This is a genomic window from Burkholderia sp. Bp9015, assembly GCF_003853505.1.
Taxonomy (GTDB): Bacteria; Pseudomonadota; Gammaproteobacteria; order Burkholderiales; family Burkholderiaceae; genus Burkholderia.
The window spans coordinates 16,129-36,441 of record NZ_QTPZ01000056.1; the positions used below are offsets into that span (position 1 = coordinate 16,129).

18 protein-coding genes and 2 pseudogenes are annotated in these 20,313 nt (G+C 68.7%); 11 read left to right on the forward strand and 9 right to left on the reverse strand.

Translation table 11 applies throughout. The features are described from left to right. Positions 1–2,334, reverse strand: a complete 2,334-nt coding sequence (gene bcsB / locus DIE12_RS35670; protein WP_124523903.1) for a cellulose biosynthesis cyclic di-GMP-binding regulatory protein BcsB — start codon at positions 2,332–2,334, stop codon at positions 1–3. Between the two features lie 517 nt (positions 2,335–2,851). On the opposite strand from bcsB, the gene DIE12_RS35675 reads away from it, so the two are divergent. Next, complete coding sequence (locus DIE12_RS35675; protein WP_044848432.1) at positions 2,852–3,874, forward strand: sensor domain-containing diguanylate cyclase; 1,023 nt, start codon at positions 2,852–2,854, stop codon at positions 3,872–3,874. 138 nt (positions 3,875–4,012) lie between these two features. Here the strand turns inward: DIE12_RS35675 and DIE12_RS35680 are convergent. After that, positions 4,013–4,266: pseudogene (locus tag DIE12_RS35680) on the reverse strand (class I SAM-dependent methyltransferase family protein); the annotation flags it as partial. A 287-nt stretch (positions 4,267–4,553) separates the two neighbouring features. After that, positions 4,554–5,159 (reverse strand): CDP-alcohol phosphatidyltransferase family protein, encoded by a 606-nt coding sequence (locus DIE12_RS35685; protein WP_124489496.1) that lies wholly within the window; start codon positions 5,157–5,159, stop codon positions 4,554–4,556. On the opposite strand from DIE12_RS35685, the gene DIE12_RS35690 reads away from it, so the two are divergent. The 4 genes from DIE12_RS35690 (at position 5,144) to DIE12_RS35705 (ending at position 8,154) form a co-directional block, all read left to right on the forward strand. Continuing rightward, the gene (locus tag DIE12_RS35690; protein WP_260426331.1) at positions 5,144–5,605 is read left to right on the forward strand and encodes a hypothetical protein; all 462 of its coding nucleotides are present in this window, start codon (positions 5,144–5,146) and stop codon (positions 5,603–5,605) included. The genes DIE12_RS35685 and DIE12_RS35690 overlap by 16 nt on opposite strands. Then, positions 5,602–6,234, forward strand: a complete 633-nt coding sequence (locus DIE12_RS35695) for a lysophospholipid acyltransferase family protein (RefSeq protein WP_124489497.1) — start codon at positions 5,602–5,604, stop codon at positions 6,232–6,234. The genes DIE12_RS35690 and DIE12_RS35695 overlap by 4 nt, the downstream gene beginning before the upstream one ends. A gap of 36 nt (positions 6,235–6,270) precedes the next feature. Continuing rightward, positions 6,271–7,200, forward strand: coding sequence for a phosphatidate cytidylyltransferase (locus tag DIE12_RS35700; protein WP_044848429.1), 930 nt, complete (start codon positions 6,271–6,273; stop codon positions 7,198–7,200). A gap of 132 nt (positions 7,201–7,332) precedes the next feature. Next, positions 7,333–8,154: a carbon-nitrogen hydrolase family protein gene (locus tag DIE12_RS35705; RefSeq protein WP_124523905.1), complete on the forward strand. Its 822-nt coding sequence runs from the start codon at positions 7,333–7,335 to the stop codon at positions 8,152–8,154. A 52-nt stretch (positions 8,155–8,206) separates the two neighbouring features. On the opposite strand, the gene DIE12_RS35710 is transcribed toward DIE12_RS35705, so the two are convergent. The 3 genes from DIE12_RS35710 to DIE12_RS35720 are packed head-to-tail and all read right to left on the reverse strand — an operon-like array spanning position 8,207 to position 11,218. Beyond that, complete coding sequence (locus tag DIE12_RS35710) at positions 8,207–8,518, reverse strand: hypothetical protein (protein ID WP_124489499.1); 312 nt, start codon at positions 8,516–8,518, stop codon at positions 8,207–8,209. Then, positions 8,518–9,879: an acyclic terpene utilization AtuA family protein gene (locus DIE12_RS35715; protein WP_124523907.1), complete on the reverse strand. Its 1,362-nt coding sequence runs from the start codon at positions 9,877–9,879 to the stop codon at positions 8,518–8,520. The genes DIE12_RS35710 and DIE12_RS35715 overlap by 1 nt, the downstream gene beginning before the upstream one ends. Positions 9,880–9,919: 40 nt before the next feature. Further along, positions 9,920–11,218: a CitMHS family transporter gene (locus DIE12_RS35720; protein WP_124523909.1), complete on the reverse strand. Its 1,299-nt coding sequence runs from the start codon at positions 11,216–11,218 to the stop codon at positions 9,920–9,922. Positions 11,219–11,315: 97 nt separating this feature from the next. On the opposite strand from DIE12_RS35720, the gene DIE12_RS35725 reads away from it, so the two are divergent. After that, complete coding sequence (locus DIE12_RS35725) at positions 11,316–12,212, forward strand: LysR family transcriptional regulator (RefSeq protein ID WP_124523911.1); 897 nt, start codon at positions 11,316–11,318, stop codon at positions 12,210–12,212. Positions 12,213–12,251: 39 nt separating this feature from the next. Here the strand turns inward: DIE12_RS35725 and DIE12_RS35730 are convergent, their stop codons facing one another. Continuing rightward, positions 12,252–12,836 carry a flavin reductase family protein gene (locus tag DIE12_RS35730; RefSeq protein WP_124523913.1) on the reverse strand — a complete coding sequence of 195 codons (585 nt, stop codon included), beginning with the start codon at positions 12,834–12,836 and terminating at the stop codon, positions 12,252–12,254. A gap of 452 nt (positions 12,837–13,288) precedes the next feature. Here DIE12_RS35730 and DIE12_RS35735 point away from each other — a divergent pair, with 452 nt between their 5' ends. Further along, a complete protein-coding gene (locus DIE12_RS35735) occupies positions 13,289–14,449 on the forward strand; it encodes a porin (RefSeq protein ID WP_124489503.1) in 1,161 nt (386 codons plus the stop codon). Between the two features lie 422 nt (positions 14,450–14,871). Beyond that, positions 14,872–16,119, forward strand: a complete 1,248-nt coding sequence (locus DIE12_RS35740) for a transglycosylase SLT domain-containing protein (RefSeq protein ID WP_124523915.1) — start codon at positions 14,872–14,874, stop codon at positions 16,117–16,119. A 21-nt stretch (positions 16,120–16,140) separates the two neighbouring features. On the opposite strand, the gene DIE12_RS35745 is transcribed toward DIE12_RS35740, so the two are convergent. Both DIE12_RS35745 and DIE12_RS35750 read right to left on the reverse strand, forming a co-directional pair. After that, on the reverse strand, positions 16,141–16,476 hold the full coding sequence (locus tag DIE12_RS35745; protein ID WP_124489505.1) for a hypothetical protein: 336 nt from the start codon (positions 16,474–16,476) through the stop codon (positions 16,141–16,143). Between the two features lie 314 nt (positions 16,477–16,790). Further along, positions 16,791–17,537, reverse strand: coding sequence for a MipA/OmpV family protein (locus DIE12_RS35750; RefSeq protein ID WP_124523922.1), 747 nt, complete (start codon positions 17,535–17,537; stop codon positions 16,791–16,793). Positions 17,538–17,785: 248 nt separating this feature from the next. Here DIE12_RS35750 and DIE12_RS35755 point away from each other — a divergent pair, with 248 nt between their 5' ends. The 3 genes and pseudogenes from DIE12_RS35755 to DIE12_RS35765 form a co-directional block, all read left to right on the forward strand. Next, on the forward strand, positions 17,786–18,514 hold the full coding sequence (locus tag DIE12_RS35755; RefSeq protein WP_124523917.1) for a response regulator: 729 nt from the start codon (positions 17,786–17,788) through the stop codon (positions 18,512–18,514). Next, entirely contained in the window at positions 18,515–19,855 is a 1,341-nt protein-coding gene (locus tag DIE12_RS35760; RefSeq protein WP_124523919.1) for an ATP-binding protein, read from the forward strand. Positions 19,856–20,240: 385 nt separating this feature from the next. Continuing rightward, positions 20,241–20,313 (forward strand): annotated as a pseudogene (locus DIE12_RS35765) (hydrolase); the annotation flags it as partial.

The following is a 20,313-nucleotide window of genomic DNA, read 5'->3' on the forward strand; positions in this document are numbered from 1 at the left end:
TTACATCCCCCGGCGGCGCGCGGCGATTTTCTGCAGCACGCTGAACACGCCGAGCGCGAGCAACAGCCCCGCGACGACGCCGACCACGCCGAGCGCCACCGGGTACCGCGCCGCCTGCGTCCAGACGCGCGCATACCACGGCACGAAACCGACCACGTACGGATCGCCGACGCGCAGGCTGTCGACCTGTCCCGGCCGCACCAGCGCGAGGTCGCCCTGCAGTTGCGACACGAGGCCCGGCTTTTCGAAGACGTCCAGCAGGTCGGCCAGGCGCGTCTGGTCGGTCGCGGTCAGCGCGACGACGCTGCGGCCGTGGCTGCCCGGCAGTTCGAACCCGGCGAGCGCGGCGAGCGCGCCCGTCTGTTCGATATGCGCGCCACCGTCCGCCATGCCGACGCCATTGCGCCAGCGCTCCTTCACCGAGAACGCGACACGCGTCGCGCCCGTGCCGGCCTGCTGGTCGATCGCCAGCGGCAGCGCCGCGCGCCAGTGCGACAGCAGCGGCGACGCGGGCGAGCCGTCGATCACGAGCAGGTCCTTGCGGCCCGCCAGCGCGGTGACGTCGCCGGGCCGCGCGACCTGCACGCGCAGCGCCGGGAAGCCGGTCCACTGCCCCATGTGGCCGAGCATCGTCAGGTAGGTTTCCAGCTCCTGCGGCGACGGCCGGTCCGGGATCACGACCGCCGTCTGCGACAGGTCGGCGAAGCGCGTGAACGGGAAGCCGCTGTTCGCGAAGAATGCGAGGTTCGGCAACTGCGCGTAGTGGACGAAGTGCGAGAAGTCGATCGTCGAATCGGGATCGATCGCCGCGCGCTGCGGCTCAGTCGCGGTGCTCGAGCAGAGCCCCGTCTTCTGCGAATCGAGCGTGAAGCGGAACTGCAGCTGGTTGCCGCTGCCGACGCGGAACGCCGGGATATCGACATCGCTCGTCACGCGCCCTTCCGGCACCGCCAGCAGCGGCAGTTGCATGCGCCCGCGCGCGTCTTCGGCATGGGCCGGCCCGAGGCGGTACGACTTCACGAGCTGTTCGTTGATCTCGACGGCGAGCGTCGAGTTGTCCTGCACGGTCGGCGCCGTGTAGCGGTAGCGCAGCGTGATCGGCACGCCCGAGCCGTTCCACGAATGCAGGTCGGCCGGCACCCGCAGGTTCAGCCGGATCGCGTCCGGCGACGTGCCGCGCACTTCGAGTTCGCGCGGATCCGACACCAGTTCGCGGAACGCGATCGGCCGGTTCACCGGCAGCCAGCGCGGGGCGTCGTACGGCTTGCGCGGCGCGCCGAGATCGACGTGCGCGACCGTCGCCGCCGGGCCCGACAGCGCCGCGCGGCCGAGCACGAGCGCCGCGACCGCATCGTCGACCTCGGCTGCCGTGCGGCCCGTCACGACCAGCAGCTTGCGGCCCGGCGCGGCCGGGTTGTCGGCGACGGCGAGCAGCGGGCCGTTGACCGACGGCAGCGCGAGGCCGGCCGGCAAGGTCGCGGCCGTGCCGACCACCACCGCCTGGTCGTCGGCCGGCAGCGTCGCCGCGACCGGGAAGCGCGCCTGCCGGTAGTCGGCCTGCGCGCCGAACCACGACGCGAGCACGCCGGCACTGCGCAGCGTCGCCGAGTCGGGCGACGCCGGCAGCACGAACGGCAGCCGCAAGCGCCCGTTGTCGCGCCGGTCGAAGAACGGCGCCGGCAGCAGCGCGAGATCGTTCGGCAGGCGCACCGGCGACTCGTCGAGGATCAGCTCGCTCGTCGGGCTCACGTCGGCCCACAGCGCCGAGCTCGACGGGTCCTCGCAGTGATCGAGCGAGTAGTGCGCGATCAGGCGCAGGCCGATCTGGTTGAAATCGGAGAAGTAGCGCGGATCGATCGGGATGTCCTGCGTGACCGTGCGGCCCGCGCGCGTCGCGTCGAACGGGACGGTCGCGACCACCTCGTCGTTCACCGAAACCTTCAGGTGCGACATCGGGAACACGAGCGACGGCGAATACGCATAGGTCAGGCGCAGCCGCGCGCCGGTGACCACGCGGTCGAGCCGCACGCCCGCATGGATCGTGCGCGCATCGTCGGCGCCGCGCAGGTGCACCGGATCGAACGCGCCGAGCGACGCGAACGGCAGTTGCACGGTCGTCGCCGGCAGGCCGGCGGGCGTCGCGCCGGCGGCGCTCGATGCGGCCGATGCGCTCGATGCGGCCGCGCCGTCGACAAGCGCAGGCGTGGCCGGGCTGCCGGCGGACGCCGAAACGGATGCCGACGCGGCCGGCATCGGCGCGGCCGACAGCGCGGCCGCATGAAACGCGCCGAACGTGGCGAGCGACAGGACGAACAGCGACACGGCCGGCTTCATGCGCGGCTCCGCATCGTCGTGGTCGTCCGGTGATCAAGCGCGCCGCTGTCGACGCGCCCAAAGCAGCTATGCCCGTGAGTGCACATCCCCACTGCTTCCCCTCAAAGTCTGGCCTGAATGCATGTATCGAAACGACGCGGCGCATTCTTCCGCTGCCGGTCCATCGGACGGTGCGCGCCTGGCACCGGCGCTCGCACATTCGTCACACTATCTCAAAATCAGGACAAAACTCACCCTGATTCGCGCTGACGAAGCGAAAAACAACTCAATACGGTCGGAAATGCTGCGTGCGGCGACTGAATGGCAAGAATTACGCCGTTGCTGCCGGCCGGACCGATCGGCATACTGCCGACGCTGCCGGATCGGCGAACCGTCGCGCCGGCGAACCGTCCGGATACCGATGCCGGATGCCGGATGCGACCCCTTGCGGGCCGCCCGGAACGCGCTGCCGCGTGGGCGGCGCGTATGCTACCGCAAGCCGGCGCCGCGTGCCGGGCTTTCTTCATGGAAAACTGACTTGGATCAAATCGTCGACACCGCCACCCCTTCCCCCGACACGCTGCTGCGCATCATCGCCACCCAGACCGAGATCGCGAAACTCGGCCTCGACCTCGGCAGCGTGATGGCTTATGTGACCGAGCAGGTGCCGCAACTCACGGGCGCGAGCGGCGCGGCGGTCGAATTCGCCGAAGGCGACGACATGGTGTACCGCGCCGCGTCGGGTTCCGCCGCCGGGATGCTCGGGCTGCGGTTGCGCCGCTCGGGCAGCCTGTCGGGCCTGTGCGTGACGCGCGGCGAATTGCTGCGCTGCACGGATTCGGAAACCGACCCGCGCGTCGATCGCGATGCCTGCCGCCGCGTCGGGCTGCGCTCGATGCTGGTGATGCCGCTCACCCATGCGGACACGACGGTCGGCGTGCTGAAGGTGATGTCGCCGGAGGTCGACGGCTTCTCGGCCGCCGACGCCGGCACGCTGCGGCTCACGGCCGACCTGATCGCCGCGGCGATGTTCCACGCGGCGCGCAACGAGGCGAACGAGCTGTACCTGCGCGCGACGCACGACGCGCTCACCGGCCTGCCGAACCGCGCGCTGTTCTACGACCGCCTGCGCCAGTCGATGCACACGGCGCTGCGCGCGAACGGCCGGCTCGGCATCCTCAACATCGACATGGACGGGCTCAAGCCGATCAACGACGGCTACGGCCACCGCGCGGGCGACGCCGCGCTGCGCGAGGCCGCCACGCGGATGCTGGGCGCCGTGCGGCGCTCGGATACGGTCGCGCGGGTGGGCGGCGACGAGTTCGCGGTGATCCTGCCGAACGTCGGCAGCCGCGACGACATCGACGCACAACGCGCACGGCTCGCCCGGCAGGTCGCCGAACCGTTCGAGTTCGAGGGGCAGCCGCTGCGGCTCGGTGTCAGTGTCGGCGTCGCGATGCTGCCCGAAGACGGCACCGACATGAACGCGCTGATCGAGCATGCGGACCAGGCGATGTACGAGGTGAAGCGCACGCGGACGCAACGGGCATGCCACGCGTGACGTGGGACGCCCGGCCCATTCGGCCAGCCGGGCCGCTCGCGCACGGCTGACCGGACTGCGGCACCGCGATCGCCGCCCCGACCACGATCCACTGCACGATCGCGACCAGCACGCCGGCCCGGCACAACCCGAGCGCGCTCATGACGCGTCGACCCGCTTCGCGAGGCCGACCGTGAAGATGCCCAGCTCGCGATCCGCTGGTCGAGCTTGCGACAGCCCGCGCGCGCGACGAGTTCGTCCATCCCGGCCTGCGAGCGGCGGCGCATCACCCAGGTCGCCTCGCCGCGATGATTGTTCAGCGCACGCGCGATGAATTCCAGCTGCGGATGCCACGGCTGTCCGGTGCAGACGAGATAGCCGCCGGGCGGCACCGCCTGTGCGAGCCCGCGCAGCTCGAACGCACGCAGCGGCGCGAGCGCCTGCGCGCGGTCACGCTCGCCGAGTCGACGAGGTGCGCGACGCGCGCCGAATGTTCGTGGCCTCGATGCAGCAGCACGATCGCGTCGCGGCAGCGCGGGCCCGTCGCGGGCCAGTGACGCTAGAACAGCGTGTCGCCGTCGTGCGTGACGAAGCCGGCCTCGCGGGCCATGCGTGCGCTCATGCGATCTCTCTCGTTTCGTTATTCGAATCATGCGGCGCCCCCCTCCGGCGCCGGTCCCGCCACGGCCGCCAGCCGCCGTCAGCCACCCGCTTCGGCGACGCCCGCCTGCACGCGCCGCACCGCCGTCACGATCGACAGCACGATCAGCACGCGCCACAGCCACGCGGCGACACCGCCGACCGGCAGGCCGAAGCCGATCCACAGCGCGAACGCGCCGAGCGCGAGCGCGCGGTCGCTCTTGCCGAACGGGCCGTCGTAGCGGCGCGTCGCACCGGCGAGCGGGCCGATCAGCCCCGCGCATTCGACGATGATCGCCGTGAGCGCGAACAGCCAGACATCTGCCGGCGCGAACGCGGGAATCGCGAGGAACGGCAGCACGAGCGCGACATCGGACACGATGTCGCCGAGCTCGTTCAGGTACGCGCCGAGCGTGCTCTTCTGCCCGTGCTCGCGGGCGAGCATGCCGTCGATCGCGTTGAGCGCCATCCGCACGAACAGCCAGATCGGAATCAGCAGGAACAGCACGCGGGCGAACACGCCGAGCCCCGCGAGCGCGCCGACGACGATCGAGCCGCCGGCCGCGAACAGCGTGACCTGGTTGGCCGTGACGCCGCGCTCGGCAAGCGAATCCGCGAACGGACGCAGACGGTTCTGGAATTTCGGTTTGAGTGCGTAAAGGCTCATCGTTTTATTGGTTCGGCACGTTCGGATACGTTCGTCGCCGCCATGCCCCGGGCGGCGCAACCGCCGGCGGCGGCTTTCGACAGGTGGTCGTAATCGTCGCCGAGCGGCCCCGACGCGTCAAGCCGCGCGCCGCGCCGGGCAATCTGGCGTTTTCGACGGAAACTCGCGATAATCCGCTGGCCCGTGAGCGCAGCAATTCACTCGAACTGTCGCCGGGCGCTCGTGCAACAGCCGATTATCACGCCGTCGAACGGCGCATTCGCCGCAACGCAACTCTGCCGGCGCATCGTCCGATGATCGCGGCCCTGCGACAGGCAGCCACGAATTTGAAAAAACTTGAACAATGGCCGTCCGGCGCGCATCCTGCCGCGCCGGCATTCCGGGATTCCGCCCGCCGCGCCCGCGCGGCCGCGCGGGCATGCACGCAGGAGGCGCGGCGCCGATGAACATCCTGAACATCTGGCAGCGCGATTTCCTGCTGTCGATCGTGCGGCTCGTCGCCGGCGCGTATCCGGTCTGGCATCAGGCGCCGCCTTCCCCGACGCAGAAGATCTACTTCTCGAACCACACGAGCCACATCGACACGCTCGCGATCCTCGCCGCGCTGCCGCGCGACGTGCGCGCGGTCGTGCGGCCCGTCGCCGCGCGCGATTACTGGGACAGCGGCGACCTGAAGCGCCACATCGCGCAGAAGCTGCTGAACGTCGTGCTGATCGACCGTCACCGCGAAAGCGGCGGCGACCCGTTGGACCCGGTGCGCGATGCGTTGCGGCAAGGCCACTCGATCATCATCTTCCCGGAAGGCACGCGCGGCGCGGACGTGTTGCCGCAGCCGTTCAAGAGCGGCCTGTTCCATCTCGCGACCGAGTTTCCGAACGTCGCGCTCGCGCCGGTCTATCTCGAGAACCTGCAGCGCATCATGCCGAAGGGCGCGATCTGGCCCGTGCCGCTGATCTGCAAGGTGCACTTCGGCGCGAACGACGCGCTCGGCGCCGGCGAAGACAAGCCGACCTTCCTCGCCCGCATGCGCGACGCGATCGTCGCGCTCGCGCCGCCGCAGCGGCCGGCCGGCTGAACGCGGCGCCCACCTCTCCCTTTTCCGGACCTCTTCATGCGAACTCTTTTCTGGGAACTGGTCGCGGGCGTCACCGGCGTGCTGGTGCTCGCGACCGTGATCGGTGCGATCCTCGGCGCGCGCAGCGGCGGCGCGAGCGCGACCATCGTCAACCTGAACCAGCGCATCCGCGCGTGGTGGGCGATGATCGCAATCATGGTCATCGCGATCAGCCTCGGCAACAACGTCACGTATCTGGTGTTCGCGCTGCTGTCGTACCTGACGCTGCGCGAGTTCATCACGCTCACGCCGACGACCGCGAGCGACCATACGACGCTCTTCATCGCGTTCTTCGTCGCGATTCCGGTGCAGTACCTGCTGCTCGGGATCAACTGGTACGGGATGTATTCGATCTTCGTTCCGGTACACCTGTTCTTCGCGATGTCGCTGGTGTCGGCGCTCACGCAGGACACGCGCGAATTCCTGAGCCGCAACGCGAAGATCAACTGGGCGCTGATGGTGTGCGTGTACGGGCTGAGCCACGCGCCGGCCGTGCTGATCCTCGACATTCCGCGCTACGCCGGGCAGAACGCGCTGCTGCTGTTCTTCTTCCTGTTCGTCGTGCAGATCAGCGACGTGCTGCAGTACGTGGTCGGCAAGCTGTGCGGGCGCCGCAAGATCGCGCCGCAGCTGTCGCCGTCGAAGACGGTCGAAGGCTTCGTCGGCGGCGGCCTGCTCGCGACGCTGTGCGGCGCATCGCTGTATCGCGTGACGCCGTTCAGCTTCGGCGCGGCGTTCGGGATCTCGCTCGCGATCGTGATCGCGGGCTTCGTCGGCGGCCTCGTGCTGTCGGCCGTGAAGCGCTCGCTCGGCACCAAGGACTGGGGTTCGATGATCGCGGGCCACGGCGGGATGCTCGATCGCGTCGACTCGGTCTGCTTCGCGGCGCCGGTGTTCTTCCACCTCGTGCGCTACCTGTACGTGTGATGCGCGGGCGGCGCGGCATCGCAAGCGCTAACGCGTCGGCGGGATGGGAAACCGGCGCGTTCGGCGCATACTGACGCTCCTCCCCACCCTTGCGCCGCATCGCGCGACGAGCCACTGCCACCGAACCCGCCCATGAAATTGAAACTCGACATCGTGCAGCTGGCCGGCCGCGACGGCGACACACCGTACAACCTGCGGCGCACGCTCGACGCCATCGCGAGCTGCGCGCCCGGCACCGACATCGTGATGTTTCCGGAAGCGCAGCTCACCGGTTTTCTCGATCCGTCGAATCTCGCGCGCGTGGCCGAGCCGCTCGACGGTCCGAGCATCGGCGCGGTGATCGCGGCCGCACGGGCGCGCAACGTCGCGGTGGTGGCCGGGCTGATCGAGAACGACGGCGGGCGCTTCTACAACACGACCGTGTTCGTCACGCCGGACGGCATCGCGCTGCGCTATCGCAAGACACATCTGTGGCTGAGCGAGCGCGACGTCGTGCTGCCCGGCGACCGCTACGCGAGCGTCGAATGGCGCGGCGCGCGGATCGGCCTCTTGATCTGCTACGACAGCGAATTTCCGGAAACCGGCCGCGCGCTTGCGGCGCTCGGCACGCAGCTGATCCTCGTGACCGACGGCAACATGGAGCCGTACCGTCAGGTGCATCGCACGTCGGTCTCGGCCCGCGCGATGGAAAACCAGGTGTTCGCGGTCGTCGCGAACCGCGTCGGCGCAGGTGCGCACGACGTCGTGTTCGCGGGCGGCAGCCTCGCGGCCGATCCGTTCGGAAACCTGATCTTCGAAGCCGGCAACGGCGAATCGCGCCACACGGTCGAACTCGATCTCGACCAGGTCGCCGCATCGCGCGCGGTCTACGACTATCGTGCGGATCAGCGCCTGCACATCGCGGGCGAACGCATCGAGCACGCGGACGGGCGTCGCGAGTGGTTGATTCCGTGAGCACGAACCTGGCGGCGAACGCGGCCGGTTGGCGATGCACGCCGCCACGTCGTCACTCAGGCTCCGGCACATCGATCGCCAGCAACACCGAGCTGACCGACTTGCCGTGCGCATCGAGCGCGAGCGAACGCGTGACGCCGCCGCCGAGCGCGTCGCGCAGCACGAAGTTGAACGCGGCAAGCGCCGGCAGCTCGTAGCGCACGACGTCGCCGTGCACGATGCCCGCGAGCCATCCCTTCACCGCGGCCGCATCGAGATGCGCGCGCAGGTGTTCGTAGTGACGCGGATCGCGGCAGATGACCGATACGTTCAGCGTATTGCCCTTGTCGCCGGTGCGCGCATGCGCCAGTTCACGCAATTGCATCATGCCTCCACGAAAGAAAACGACGGCGTCACGGCCGTGCGCGGCAGCAGCACCGACTGCACGGCGATCACCTCGCGCGTCGACTTGAACGCACCGCCGCCGCCGGCCGGCCCGTTCGTATAGAGCGTCTCGACTTCGTTGCCGATCCGCGCGGCCTCGGCGGCACTCGCCGCACGGCCGGCCACCCGCACGCGGACTTCGGCCGGCTCGCCGCGCACGGCGGGCGTCGCGTCGCCGTACAGCGCATCCACGCCGATCAAATCGAAACGCAGTTCGGTCGCGGCCACGCCCGTCAGCGCGAGCCGCTCGCGGACGATGTCGAGCGCGAGCCGCGCGCGTTCCAGCGCGCCCGGCCCGCCGTACGAGATCTGCCCTTCGCCGATATGGCCGTCGACATACGCGACCGACACCTTGAGCGTCCCGGTGCGTGCGCTGCCGCGCCCGCCCGTCACGCGCACGCGGTCCGGCGCCTCCTCCGCCACCGCCACGCGCGTGAAATCCGCGACGACGTCGGGCTGCAGGTAGCGCGCCGGATCGTGAATCTCGTACAGCAGCTGTTCCTTGCAGGTCGCCGCGCTCACGCGGCCGCCCGCGTGCGGCACCTTGGTGATCACGACCGAGCCGTCGGCCGCGACCTCGCCGATCGGGAAGCCGAGCCGCGCGAGGTTCGGCACATCCTTGTAGCCGGGGTCGGCGAAATAGCCGCCCGTCACCTGCCCCGCGCATTCGAGCAGATGGCCGACGACCGTCGCGGCCCCGAGCGTGTCCCAGTCGTCCATCCGCCAGCCGAACGCGTGGATCAGCGGCGCGGCGAACAGCGACGGATCGGCGACGCGCCCGGTCAGCACGACGTCCGCGCCGGCCGCGAGCGCATCGACGATCGGCGCGGCGCCGAGATACGCGTTCGCGGACACGATGCGGTCGCGATACGCGGCGACTTCGTCGCCCGACTCCTCGAAGCGGAACGCGCCGCGCAGCACGACGTCGAGCACGTCGTCGCCTTCGACCGCCGCGACCTTCAGCCCCGCGAGGCCGAGCGACTGCGCGATCCGCGCGGTGCGCCGCGCGGCCGCGCGCGGGTTCGCCGCGCCCATGTTCGACACGATCCGCACGCGCTTGTCCGCCGCCACCGGCAGCACGGCATGCATGCGCGCGTCGAGCAGCGGATCGTAGCCGAGCGCCGGATCCTTGCGCCGCGCCTGCTGCGCGAGCGCGATCGTGCGCTCGGCCAGGCACTCGAAGACGAGATAGTCGAGCTGCCCGTGTTCGGCCAGCTCGACCGCGGGCTCGATCCGGTCGCCCGAGTAGCCGGCGCCCGCGCCGATGCGCACGCGCCGTTCGTGTGATGGCTTTGCTGTCATGTCGGTACCGTGATCCGGCGCTCGCGCGCCGGGAAAAAAATCAAAAGACGCCCATCACGACGCACGCGATCGTCATCACGATCGAGGCGCCGAACAGCAGCGGGAACGTGAACTTCTGGTGCTCGGCCAGCTCGATGCCGCACAGGCCGACGACGAGGAACGTCGCGGGCGTCAGCGGGCTGACCGGAAACCCGGTCGTCATCTGGCCGAGCAGCGCGGCCTGCCCCACGTGCACGGCCGGCACGCCGAGCTGGCCGGCCACTTCGGCGATCACCGGCAGCACGCCGAAGTAGAACGAATCGGGATCGAACAGCATGCTGAGCGGCATCGACGCCAGGCCGAGCGCGACCGGAATGTGGCCGGCCATCGACGGCGGCACGAAGCCGACCGCCGCCTGCGCCATCGCCTTCAGCATCCCGCTGCCCTGCATGATCCCGGTGAACACGCCGGCCGCGAGCAGGATGCCGGCCATCATCAGCGCCGCGCGCGCATGCGCGTCGATGCGCTTCCTCTGCATGTCGACGTCCGGGTAGTTCACCATCAGCGCGACACACAGCCCGACCATGAACATGATCGCCGGCGGGATCTTCTCGCCCATCACGACCATCGTGCCGAGCACGACGAGCGTCAGCAGCAGGTTGAACCAGAACAGGCGCGGCCGGCGCAGCGCCTGCTCGTCGGGCGTGAGCGCCCGGGTCGGCAGCGGAATCGACGCATCGTCGCGCGAGAGTCCGAGCCGCTTCTCCTCGCGCCGCCCAAGCCAGTACGCGACGCCGAACACGAACACGAGCCCGATCGCCTGCACCGGAATCAGCGGATTGAACAGCGCCGACACCGGCAGGTGCAGCGAGGCCGACGCACGGATCATCGGCCCCGTCCACGGCAGGAAGTTGATCCCCGCGGCCATCGACACGGCCGCGGCCAGGACGCGCCGGTCCATCTTCAGGCGGTCGTAAAGCGGCAGCACCGCGGGAATCGTCACGAGAAAGCACACGGCGCCCGAGCCGTCGAGGTGGATCAGCAGCGCGAGCAGCGTCGTGCCCATCACGATCCGCGTGGGCCGCGTGCCGACCGCGCGCAGGATGCGGTCGATGATCGGGTCGAGCGTGCCGGCGTCGGTGATCGTCCCGAAATAGAGGATCGCGAACACGAACATCCCGACCACGGGCGCGAGGCCCTTCAGCCCGTCGATCACGAACTTGCTGGTATGCAGCCCGAAGCCGCCGATCAGCGACGCCGCGATCGGCACGATGATCAGCGCGACGAGCGGCGACATGCGTTTCGACAGAATTGCGGCCAGCAGCACGACGATCGTGCCCAGCCCGAGTAACGGCAGCATCGGTGTCTCCTACCTTGTCTTTTGTTGGAGACGAGCGTAAGGTCGGCGCAGCGATAGCACAATTGAAATGATTTGATTGCAGCAATCACGAACCGTTATGGATCTAAACCTTCGCGACATTCGCGCGTTCGTCACCGTCGCGCAGGCCGGCAACTTCACGCGCGCCGCCGCGCGGCTGCACCTGTCGCAGCCGGCGCTGACCGTGCAGATCCGCCGGCTCGAGGAGATCGTCGGCGCGCGGCTGTTCGACCGCAACAGCCGCAGCGTCGCGCTCACGCAGACCGGGCGCGAACTGCTGCCGCTGCTGCAGCGCTCGCTCGACGACATGGAGCGCGTGCTGCGCGATGCGCGGGCGCTCGGCGAAGGCGCGAGCGGCACGGTGCGGCTCGCATGCCTGCCGACGTTTGCATCCAGCCTGCTGCCGGAGCTGATCCAGTCGTTCCGGCGCGACGTGCCGCGCGCGGGCTTCGACATTCGCGACGGCGTCGCGAGTCTCGTCACCGCGCTGGTGCGCAACGAGGAAGCCGATCTCGGGCTGACCGGCGGCGACGCGTTCGACGCGTCGCTGGACGTGCTGTACGCGGGCGCCGACCGGCTCGTCGCCGTGTGCCCGAAGGATCATCCGCTCACGCGCAAGCGGCGCGTGCGCACCGCCGACGTCGCCGCCGTGCCGCTCGTGCTGACCGCACAGGGCACGAGCGTGCGCAGCGTCGTCGATGCCGCGCTGGAAGCGGCCGGCTGCACGCCCGACATCGCGTGCGAACCGACCTACATGATGACGGCCGTCGCGATGGTGCGCGGCGGCCTCGGCGTGACGATCCTGCCGGCCGCCGCGCGCGAGGTGCGCGCCGAGCCCGACCTCGTCGCGAAACCGATCGACGACCCGGCGTTCGTGCGGCCGATCGCGCTCGTCGCGAAACGCGGGCGCACGCTGTCGCGCGTCGCGCAGGCGTTCGCCGACGTGATGCTGGCGGAATTGAACAAGCGCGCGTGAACCGCGCGCCCGAATCGCGAACGAAAGCCCGCTTTCTGCCTACTGCGCGTCCGGATCGACGTGCAGCGATTCGCCGATCGCATAGAAGTTGCCGCCCGCGATGTAGTGCAGGCTGCGCAGCGCCGGATCGGCCGATTCGAAATACCAGTGACCGTCGCGGAACACGCGCGTGTCGGACCATGCACCGACCACCTCGCCGATGAACAGGTCGTAGGCCTGCTGGTTGTGCGGCTCGGGTATCAGCCTGCACGCGAGCCAGCCCGAGCAGCCGGCGACGAACGGCAGGTCATGGCCGGCGACGTCGAACAGCGTGACGCCCGCCTCGCGCAGCTTGTCCGGCCGCTCGGCGAGACTGTGACTGCCGACCGCATGCGTGAGCTGGAGCTGCGCGGCCGTCGGCACCTGGATCACGAAGGTGCCGCTGCGCTCGACCAGCTCGCGCGTCTTCGCGGACTTGTCGAGCACGACCGTCAGCTTCGGCGGCAGGAAATCGAGTGCGCAGGCCCACGCGGCGGCCATCACGTTGTCGACGCCGTCGTGACGGGCCGACACGAGCACGGTCGGGCCGTGGTTGAGAAGACGGTAGGCTTTCTTCAGCTCCACCGGAGCGATGTGACTGTCCATGCGGGCTCCCTGGTGAGCGGCACGACGCGTGCCGGCCGAGGCCAGCATTCTCGCACTCCGTGCCGATCGCCGCTGACGGCGCGCGCGGGCGCGCTGCGTCACACCCAAATCGCTCGCGCGGTGCGCGCAATAACACACTCGGCCCGCATCACGCGATTCGATTCGTTAAATAATCAATTGATGAATCGACGACCAATGCATCGTCGTCGAAATTCGACTGGAAATCGTGCGGAATTATCACGATTCCGGCAATACGCCGGTCGCGCCATCTCGAAATTCAAATCGATTGATACACGATTCTCAATAATGTGAATCTCTCAATGGACCTTGCCGCAGCATGCATCTGTCGGCTTTATGTCACATCGGAGAATTTCGTTTTTGCCGTTCGTCGGCGGCTCGGTAGTCTCCTGCCATTCCGGTTCAAGAAAACAGGCCAATCGCAAGGAGATGAAATGAAACGCACGACCCTCTCGCTGATTTCGCTCGCGTCGTTCGCGGCGATGCCCGCCGCGCATGCGCAGTCGAGCGTCACGCTGTATGGCGTAATCGACACGTCGATCACGTACGTGAATCACGCGCAGGGCAAGGACAACGCGTGGATGCTCGGCAACAGCAGCGCTGGCAATCTCTCCGGCAGCCGCTGGGGCGTGAAAGGCAGCGAGGATCTCGGTGGCGGGCTGAAGGCGCTGTTCCAGCTCGAGAACGGCTTCGACCCGAGCAGCGGCCGGCAGGGCCAGGGCGGCCGCCTGTTCGGCCGGCAGGCGTTCGTCGGGCTGTCGAGCGACCGCTACGGCACGCTCACGTTCGGCCGCCAGTACGACCCGCTCATCGACCTCGTGCAGGGCATCACCGCCGACAACTATCTCGGCAGCGTGTTCGCGACGCCGGGCGACGTCGACAACTACGACAACAGCTTCCGCGTCGACAACGCGGTGAAGTACACGTCGGCCGTGTATTCGGGCCTGCAGTTCTCGGCGATGTACTCGTTCGGCGGCATCGCCGGCAGCACCGGCGCCGCGCAGTCGTATTCGGCCGCCGTGTCGTACAACAACGGGCCGTTCAGCGTCGCGGGCGGGTACTTCCACGCGACCAACAGCCCCGCGTCGAACGGGCTGCGCAACGGCTGGACCAGCTCGTCGGACGGCACCTTCGACGGCCCGATCAACACCGGCTATGCGAGCGCGCATTCGATCGGCATCGCCCGCATCGCGGGCCAGTATGTGGCCGGCCCGTTCACGTTCGGCCTCGGCTACAGCAATGCGCAATACCGCCGCGACGCGAGCTCGGTGTTCAACTCGAACGAGCACTACAACACGGGGCAAGGCTTCGTGAACTACCAGGCGACCAATGCGCTACTCGTCGGGCTCGGCTACAGCTACACGCGCTCGGGCGGCGATACGTCGGCGACTTATCACCAGGTGTCGGCCGGCGCGGACTATACGCTGTCGAAGCGCACCGACGTGTACCTCACCGCCGCGTACCAGCACGCGAGCGGCCAAACCGGCGACGGCAACGGCGGGTCGATGGCCGCGCAGGCGTCGATCGGTTCGTACGGCTATGCGGGCACGAGCTCGCAGACGATGGTCAACCTCGGCCTGCGTCACCGCTTCTGATCGACGACGGCCGGCTGCGTGAGGCATCGCGCGGCCGGCCGGTCGGAACCGGATTTCGGGAGCCGGGGATGCATCGACACGGCGGCTGCGGCCGCCGTCGCCGTTTCCACGCCCCGCGCACCGGTGGCCGCGCCTTTTATCGTCCGTTTCGCTGCACCATTCATTGCCGCATTCGCCGCGCAACTGACGCGTGGCGTCAGTATTCCGATAGCGGCCGCACGCTGGCATGCGCACGATAATCGGCCCTTTTTACCGATTCCATCCTGTCGCACGGAGATACCGGCGCCCGCGAAAATCCGCGACAAATCCGCCGGCAAATGCAAAGGAAAGTTTGACGCGAGCCATTTGCCTGCGCGCTATGGCACACTTCGCGTCTGCGTAATTTCCTTGCACCGGGCGGCCGGATTCCGCCCCATCCTGCCATGCCGCGTCAGACTGCCCGTTCGATCAGCCAAGCCACGCCGAAGATCGCCGCGACGATCGTGTTGTCGTGCGCGCTGCACGGGTTCGCGCGGGCCGACTGCCTCGACGACGCGGCCACGTTCCAGAAAGTGAGCGTGAGCCTGTTGCGCGGCATCGCGCAGGTCGAATCGGGGATGAATCCGAACGCCGTCAACACCAACACGAACGGCACCGTCGACATCGGCCTGATGCAGATCAACAGCACCTGGCTGCCGACGCTCGCGCGCGAAGGCATCACGCGGGAAAGCCTGTTCGATGCGTGCACCAACGCGTACGTCGGCGCGTGGATCCTGTCGCAGAACATCCGCCAGCTCGGCGCCAACTGGAACGCGATCGGCGCGTACAACGCCGCGTCGCCCGACAAGCGCCTCGCGTATGCGCGCAAGGTCTATGATGCAATCCGGACCATGCCGGATTCGCCGGATACTCCCATGCCCATCCTTCCGCCCTCCTTCACGCCGCCGCAACAGGTCCAGGCGTACAACCCGTTCGCCAGCCTGAGCGTGTCGGCACCGCCGGTCGCACGGCCCCGCACGCTCGCGCCTGCCGCGCCGCCGCCGCAACCGCAAGGCGGGCCGGCCGGGCCGGCCGGCACGTACAACTTCGGCTGGACCGTCACGGGCGCCGACCAGGCCAAGCCGACCCAGGTGTTCGACGACGGCGCGCGGATCTACGTGCAGTTCAGCGACATGAAACACGTGCCGGCGATCTTCACCGAGACGTCGTCGGGCCGCGTGCTGATGTCGTGGGAGCTGCAGTTCCCGTATGCCGTTCTGACGCGTCCCGCGCAAACGTTAATCTTCCAGCTCGGGCCGTTCGAGGCGCGCGCGCAGCGCGGCGCGACGGGGACGACCGCTCAGGCGGGCGCGGCACCCGCAGCGGGCACGCAGCGTTCGGGGGCGACGGCCGCCACGGCAGCGACGGCGACGGCAGCGCCCGCATCCAGACACACCGCCGATGCAGCGGCCAAGCGCACCGCATCGGCCGATGCGCTTTGGTATATCGACACGGCGTCCACGTCGGGTTCGGCAGCAACCTCGAGTCAGGCCAATACGTCGACGGCATCGACCGCGTCGAACACGCCTGCGACGTGGCCCACCGCAGTGACGTCGAACACGCCGCCGCCGGTTGCGACACCTCAGGCGCCCGCCGCGACGAAGCCGGGCGCACGCGTCAGCACCGACGCGCTCTGGTACATCTCGAAGTAACGCTCGGGCCGGCCCGATCCCTCACCCGCGCCGCACCCAGATCACCTTGCCGTCGCGAATGCCGAGGTCGCGGCGCTCCTCGCGATAGTCCATCGTGCCCGGCAACGACCGGCCGTCGCGCTCGAGCACGCGCCACAGGCAGCCGTCGAGCAACGCGGCCGCATCGGCCTCGGTCTTGCCGATCAGCGCGTCGTCCGGGGTGGCGTCCGCCTTGCACGCGTTCACGGCGCCCGACGGCGCGGGGTTCGTCACCGCGCCGCCGGCGGTGGCGTTGGGGTGCTTCGTGTTCATGTCCGCACATCCCGCAAAGGTTGCGCTCGCAACGAGTGCCGCGAGCATCGCGATCGTGTTCTTCATCGGTTTCTCCGTGTCGCGGCGCGGCAGGTGCGGGATGCGCGCACGCACCGGGCGTTGGATCCATGATGGGTTCTGCGCGCCACCGGCCGGCAAGGCACCGTATTGCGCGATCCGTTCGAGTCGAATCGGCTCCGCGCAGTCGCCTCGACAGCCTGACACCGAAGCCGAAGCCGAAGCCGAAGCCGAAGCCGAAGCCGAAGCCGAAGCCGAAGCCGAAGCCGAAGCCGAAGCCGAAGCCGCCTTCATGTTACCGCACCGATCCGCGGCGAAGTCGTGCTCCCCGGACGGGGCGCAGGCGAATCAGGCCGGCCGCGTCAGAACTTGTACGTCACGCCGGCCATGCCGAAGTAGTTGCTGCGCGTCTGGACGATCGGGCTGTCGCCATAGCGTCCGAGCAGCCGCGTGAAGCCGCTGGTCGCATGCACCGACCAGTGCCGCGACACGCCCCAGTTCCATGCGAGCGACAGCGTTGCGCTGTCGACCCCGCCGCTCGTCGAATACGGCCTGAAGCCGCTCGCCGCCGACTGCGCATCGGTCACGCCGTAAAACGTCTGCATGTAGCGCCCCGTGCCGGCATGCACGCTGCCGGTCACGACGATATCGTGGCGGCCGGCCTTGAATACCGGCACCGCGAGATCGACGTGGCCGGACAAGCCGCGCGACGTATGCGTGACCGGCGCATCGATGGCGACGCTCAGTTCGCCGCCATCGAGCAGTTGCACGCCCGCACGCATGCCGACGAGCACCGAACCGGGGATCCGGCCCATCCCCTTCAGGTGATCCGAACCCGCCAGGTCGAAACGGTTTTCGTCGGAACGGCCACCGGCATAGCCGAGCGCCGCCGACACGAATGCCCCGTGCGGCAGGTTCAGACGGTAGCCGGCGCCGGCTGCCGTGTCGATGAAGAACCCGTTGCCGAACATCGCGGAGAACGACGGCGCGACGACGGCGCGATACTGGTTGCTGCCCTGGTAGCGCGGAGCGAACCCGCCGCCGAGCGATATCGCGTACTGGTTTTCGGCGTGGGCGACAGCGGCAAGGGTCAGGCCGGCAAGCGGCATGCAATAGCGCAACGAGCGCAGCGAACGGAAGGATGGACTCACGATGTCGAGACAAGAGTGACGGAGCCCGAAGTCTAGGTACGACGGCGCGGCAGCACTGTCCTGAATCTGCGGAAAATGTGTGCTCAATTGTGATCGTTTGTTCCCGATTGTCGTATCGCGGCCCCGGCGGTCGCCACGCCGGATAGAATTCGCCGGCCGCGCATTCATCGGCATGGAGAGGCTGAACGCGCGGATCCGAGGAGAACATGAACGACAATCCGCTCAAATACCGTGTGCTGCTGATCGAGGACGACGACCGCCTCGCCCAGCTCGTGCGCGAATATCTCGACAACTATGAATTCGCGGTGACGGTCATACGGCGCGGCGATCTCGCGGTCGCCGCGGTGCGCGAGCATCAGCCCGCGCTCGTGATACTCGACCTGATGCTGCCGAACCTCGACGGGATGGAAGTCTGCCGGCGCATTCGCGCGTTCACCAACGTGCCCGTGCTGATCCTCACCGCGCGCGCCGACGTGTACGACCAGGTCGCGGGCCTCGAAACCGGTGCCGACGATTACGTGACCAAGCCGATCGAGCCGCGCGTGCTCGTCGCGCGCGCCCGTGCGCTGCTGCGCCGCGCGCAGCCTGCCGCGTCCGAACCGGCGGCCGACACGCAGCCGCATGCCCTCGTGTTCGGCGAGCTGACGATCTCGCCGCCGAACCGCACGGTCACGTGGCGCGGGGAACTTGTCGACCTGAAGACCACCGAGTTCAACCTGTTGCTGATTCTCGCGCGAGCGGCAGGCACCGTGCTGAGCCGCGACGACATCCTGAAGCAGTTGCGCGGCATCGAATTCGACGGGCTCGACCGCTCGGTCGACTCGGGCATCTCGAAGCTGCGCCGGCGCTTCGAGGACGCTTCGTCGGAGCCGCAACGGATCAAGACGATCTGGGGCCGCGGCTACCTGTTCAGCCCTTCCGCGTGGGACGACTAAATGCTGCGCCCGTTGATCAAGCTGTACCTCATCGTGATCCTGTGCTGTGCCGCCTCGATCGTATTCATTCAATGGTCGTTCAACAGGATTTTCTACGAGCGCGTGGCACAGGCGCAGCGCAACGCGCTGACCACTTACGCGTTCGTGCTGAACGACTACCTCGAACGCCATCCGGGCGGCAAGCGCAGCCTCGCGCTGCGTGAACTCGCGCAGCACGGCAACGAGCGATTCGGTTTCGTGACGATGGCCGACGCCCGTGCGCAACTGCGCGGCGCGCCGCTGCGCGATCTGGACGCCGGCCGGATCGCGATCAGTTACGACCGCAGGAACTACTACATGCCGCTCGCGGACGGCTCGGTCCTGCATGCCCGCCCGATCGCACCGGCCGACCTCGACATCCAGATCTACGCATACGGGATGACCGCACTCGCGGCACTGTTCGCCGTCGCGCTGTGGACCTCGTATCACTGGCGCGACCTGCGCAAGCTGCAGGCCGCCGCGCACGCGTTCGGCGCGGGCAACCTGTCGACGCGCGTGAAGCTGTCCGGGCGCTCGAACATCTACGCGCTGTCGCAGCAGTTCAACGACATGGCCGAGCGGATCGAGGCGTCGATCAAGCAGCAGCGCGAGATGATGCACGGCATCTCGCACGAGCTGAAGACGCCGCTCGCGCGCCTCGAATTCGGGCTCGCGCTGCTCGCCGAATCCGACGAAAGCGGCCGCATGCGCGAACGCCGCGACGAACTGCGGCGCGACGTGCGCGAACTCGACGAGCTGGTGACCGAGCTGCTGACGATCGGGCGGCTCGAACAAGGCGCAAGCGAACTCGCGCCGATGGACGTCGCCATCGATGCGCTGATCGACAGCGTGGCCGGCAACGTCGCGAACGACGTCGCCGACCGCGGCCTCACGCTCGGCGTGTCGACGACCGGCGCGCCCGCCACCCACGTGTGCGATCCGAAACTCGTCGCACGGGCGCTGCTGAACCTGATCCGCAACGGCGCACGTTATGCGTCGCGCACCGTGCTGCTGTCCGCGACGCACGACGCGTCCGGCGCGCTGGTGCTGAGCGTGGACGACGACGGTCCCGGCATCCCGGTCGCCGAACGCGCGCGCGTGTTCGAACCGTTCCAGCGGCTCGACTCGAGCCGCGACCGGCAGACCGGCGGGTTCGGGCTCGGGCTCGCGATCGTGCGACGCGTCGCGCTCGTGCACGGCGGCGACGTGCGGCTCGAGGATTCACCGCTCGGCGGCGCCCGCTTCGTGATTTCGTTGCCGCCGCGGGCATTGCCGGAATTCCTCGGCGACACGCCACCGCGCACGGAGCACTCTCGTATCTAAACACTCTCTCCTGGGGCCGGCCGCCGCGCCGCTCGATCGCTGCGTGCGCGGCAACCGTCGCCTTCACACCTGTCAGTGCTCCTGATCATGCCGCTCATGGTAGTGGCACGCCGCGCCCGGTCGCGCCCGCATGCCGTTCGATGAACGAGAACACTATGTTCTGTCCGCGCGCGCTACGCACCGCCGCGCGAATCGCATAAGCTGACGACACTCGCCGGCACCCGAATCCGGCGAATCGCCAGGCGCGCGCCGCGTCGAGGTCGCGCCGCACCGTCGCGCTTCGATCGTCGTGGCACCGCACCGCAGCAGAATCGCATCGCGTCCGCACGACGGGGCGGCGCGATCGTGATCCCCAGCCGCCCACCACCCTGATCTGGAGAGAACCATGGCAAGCGAACCGATTCGCGATCCCGCGAACGACCACCTGCTCACCCCGCAGAACGCGGCGTTCATCGTCA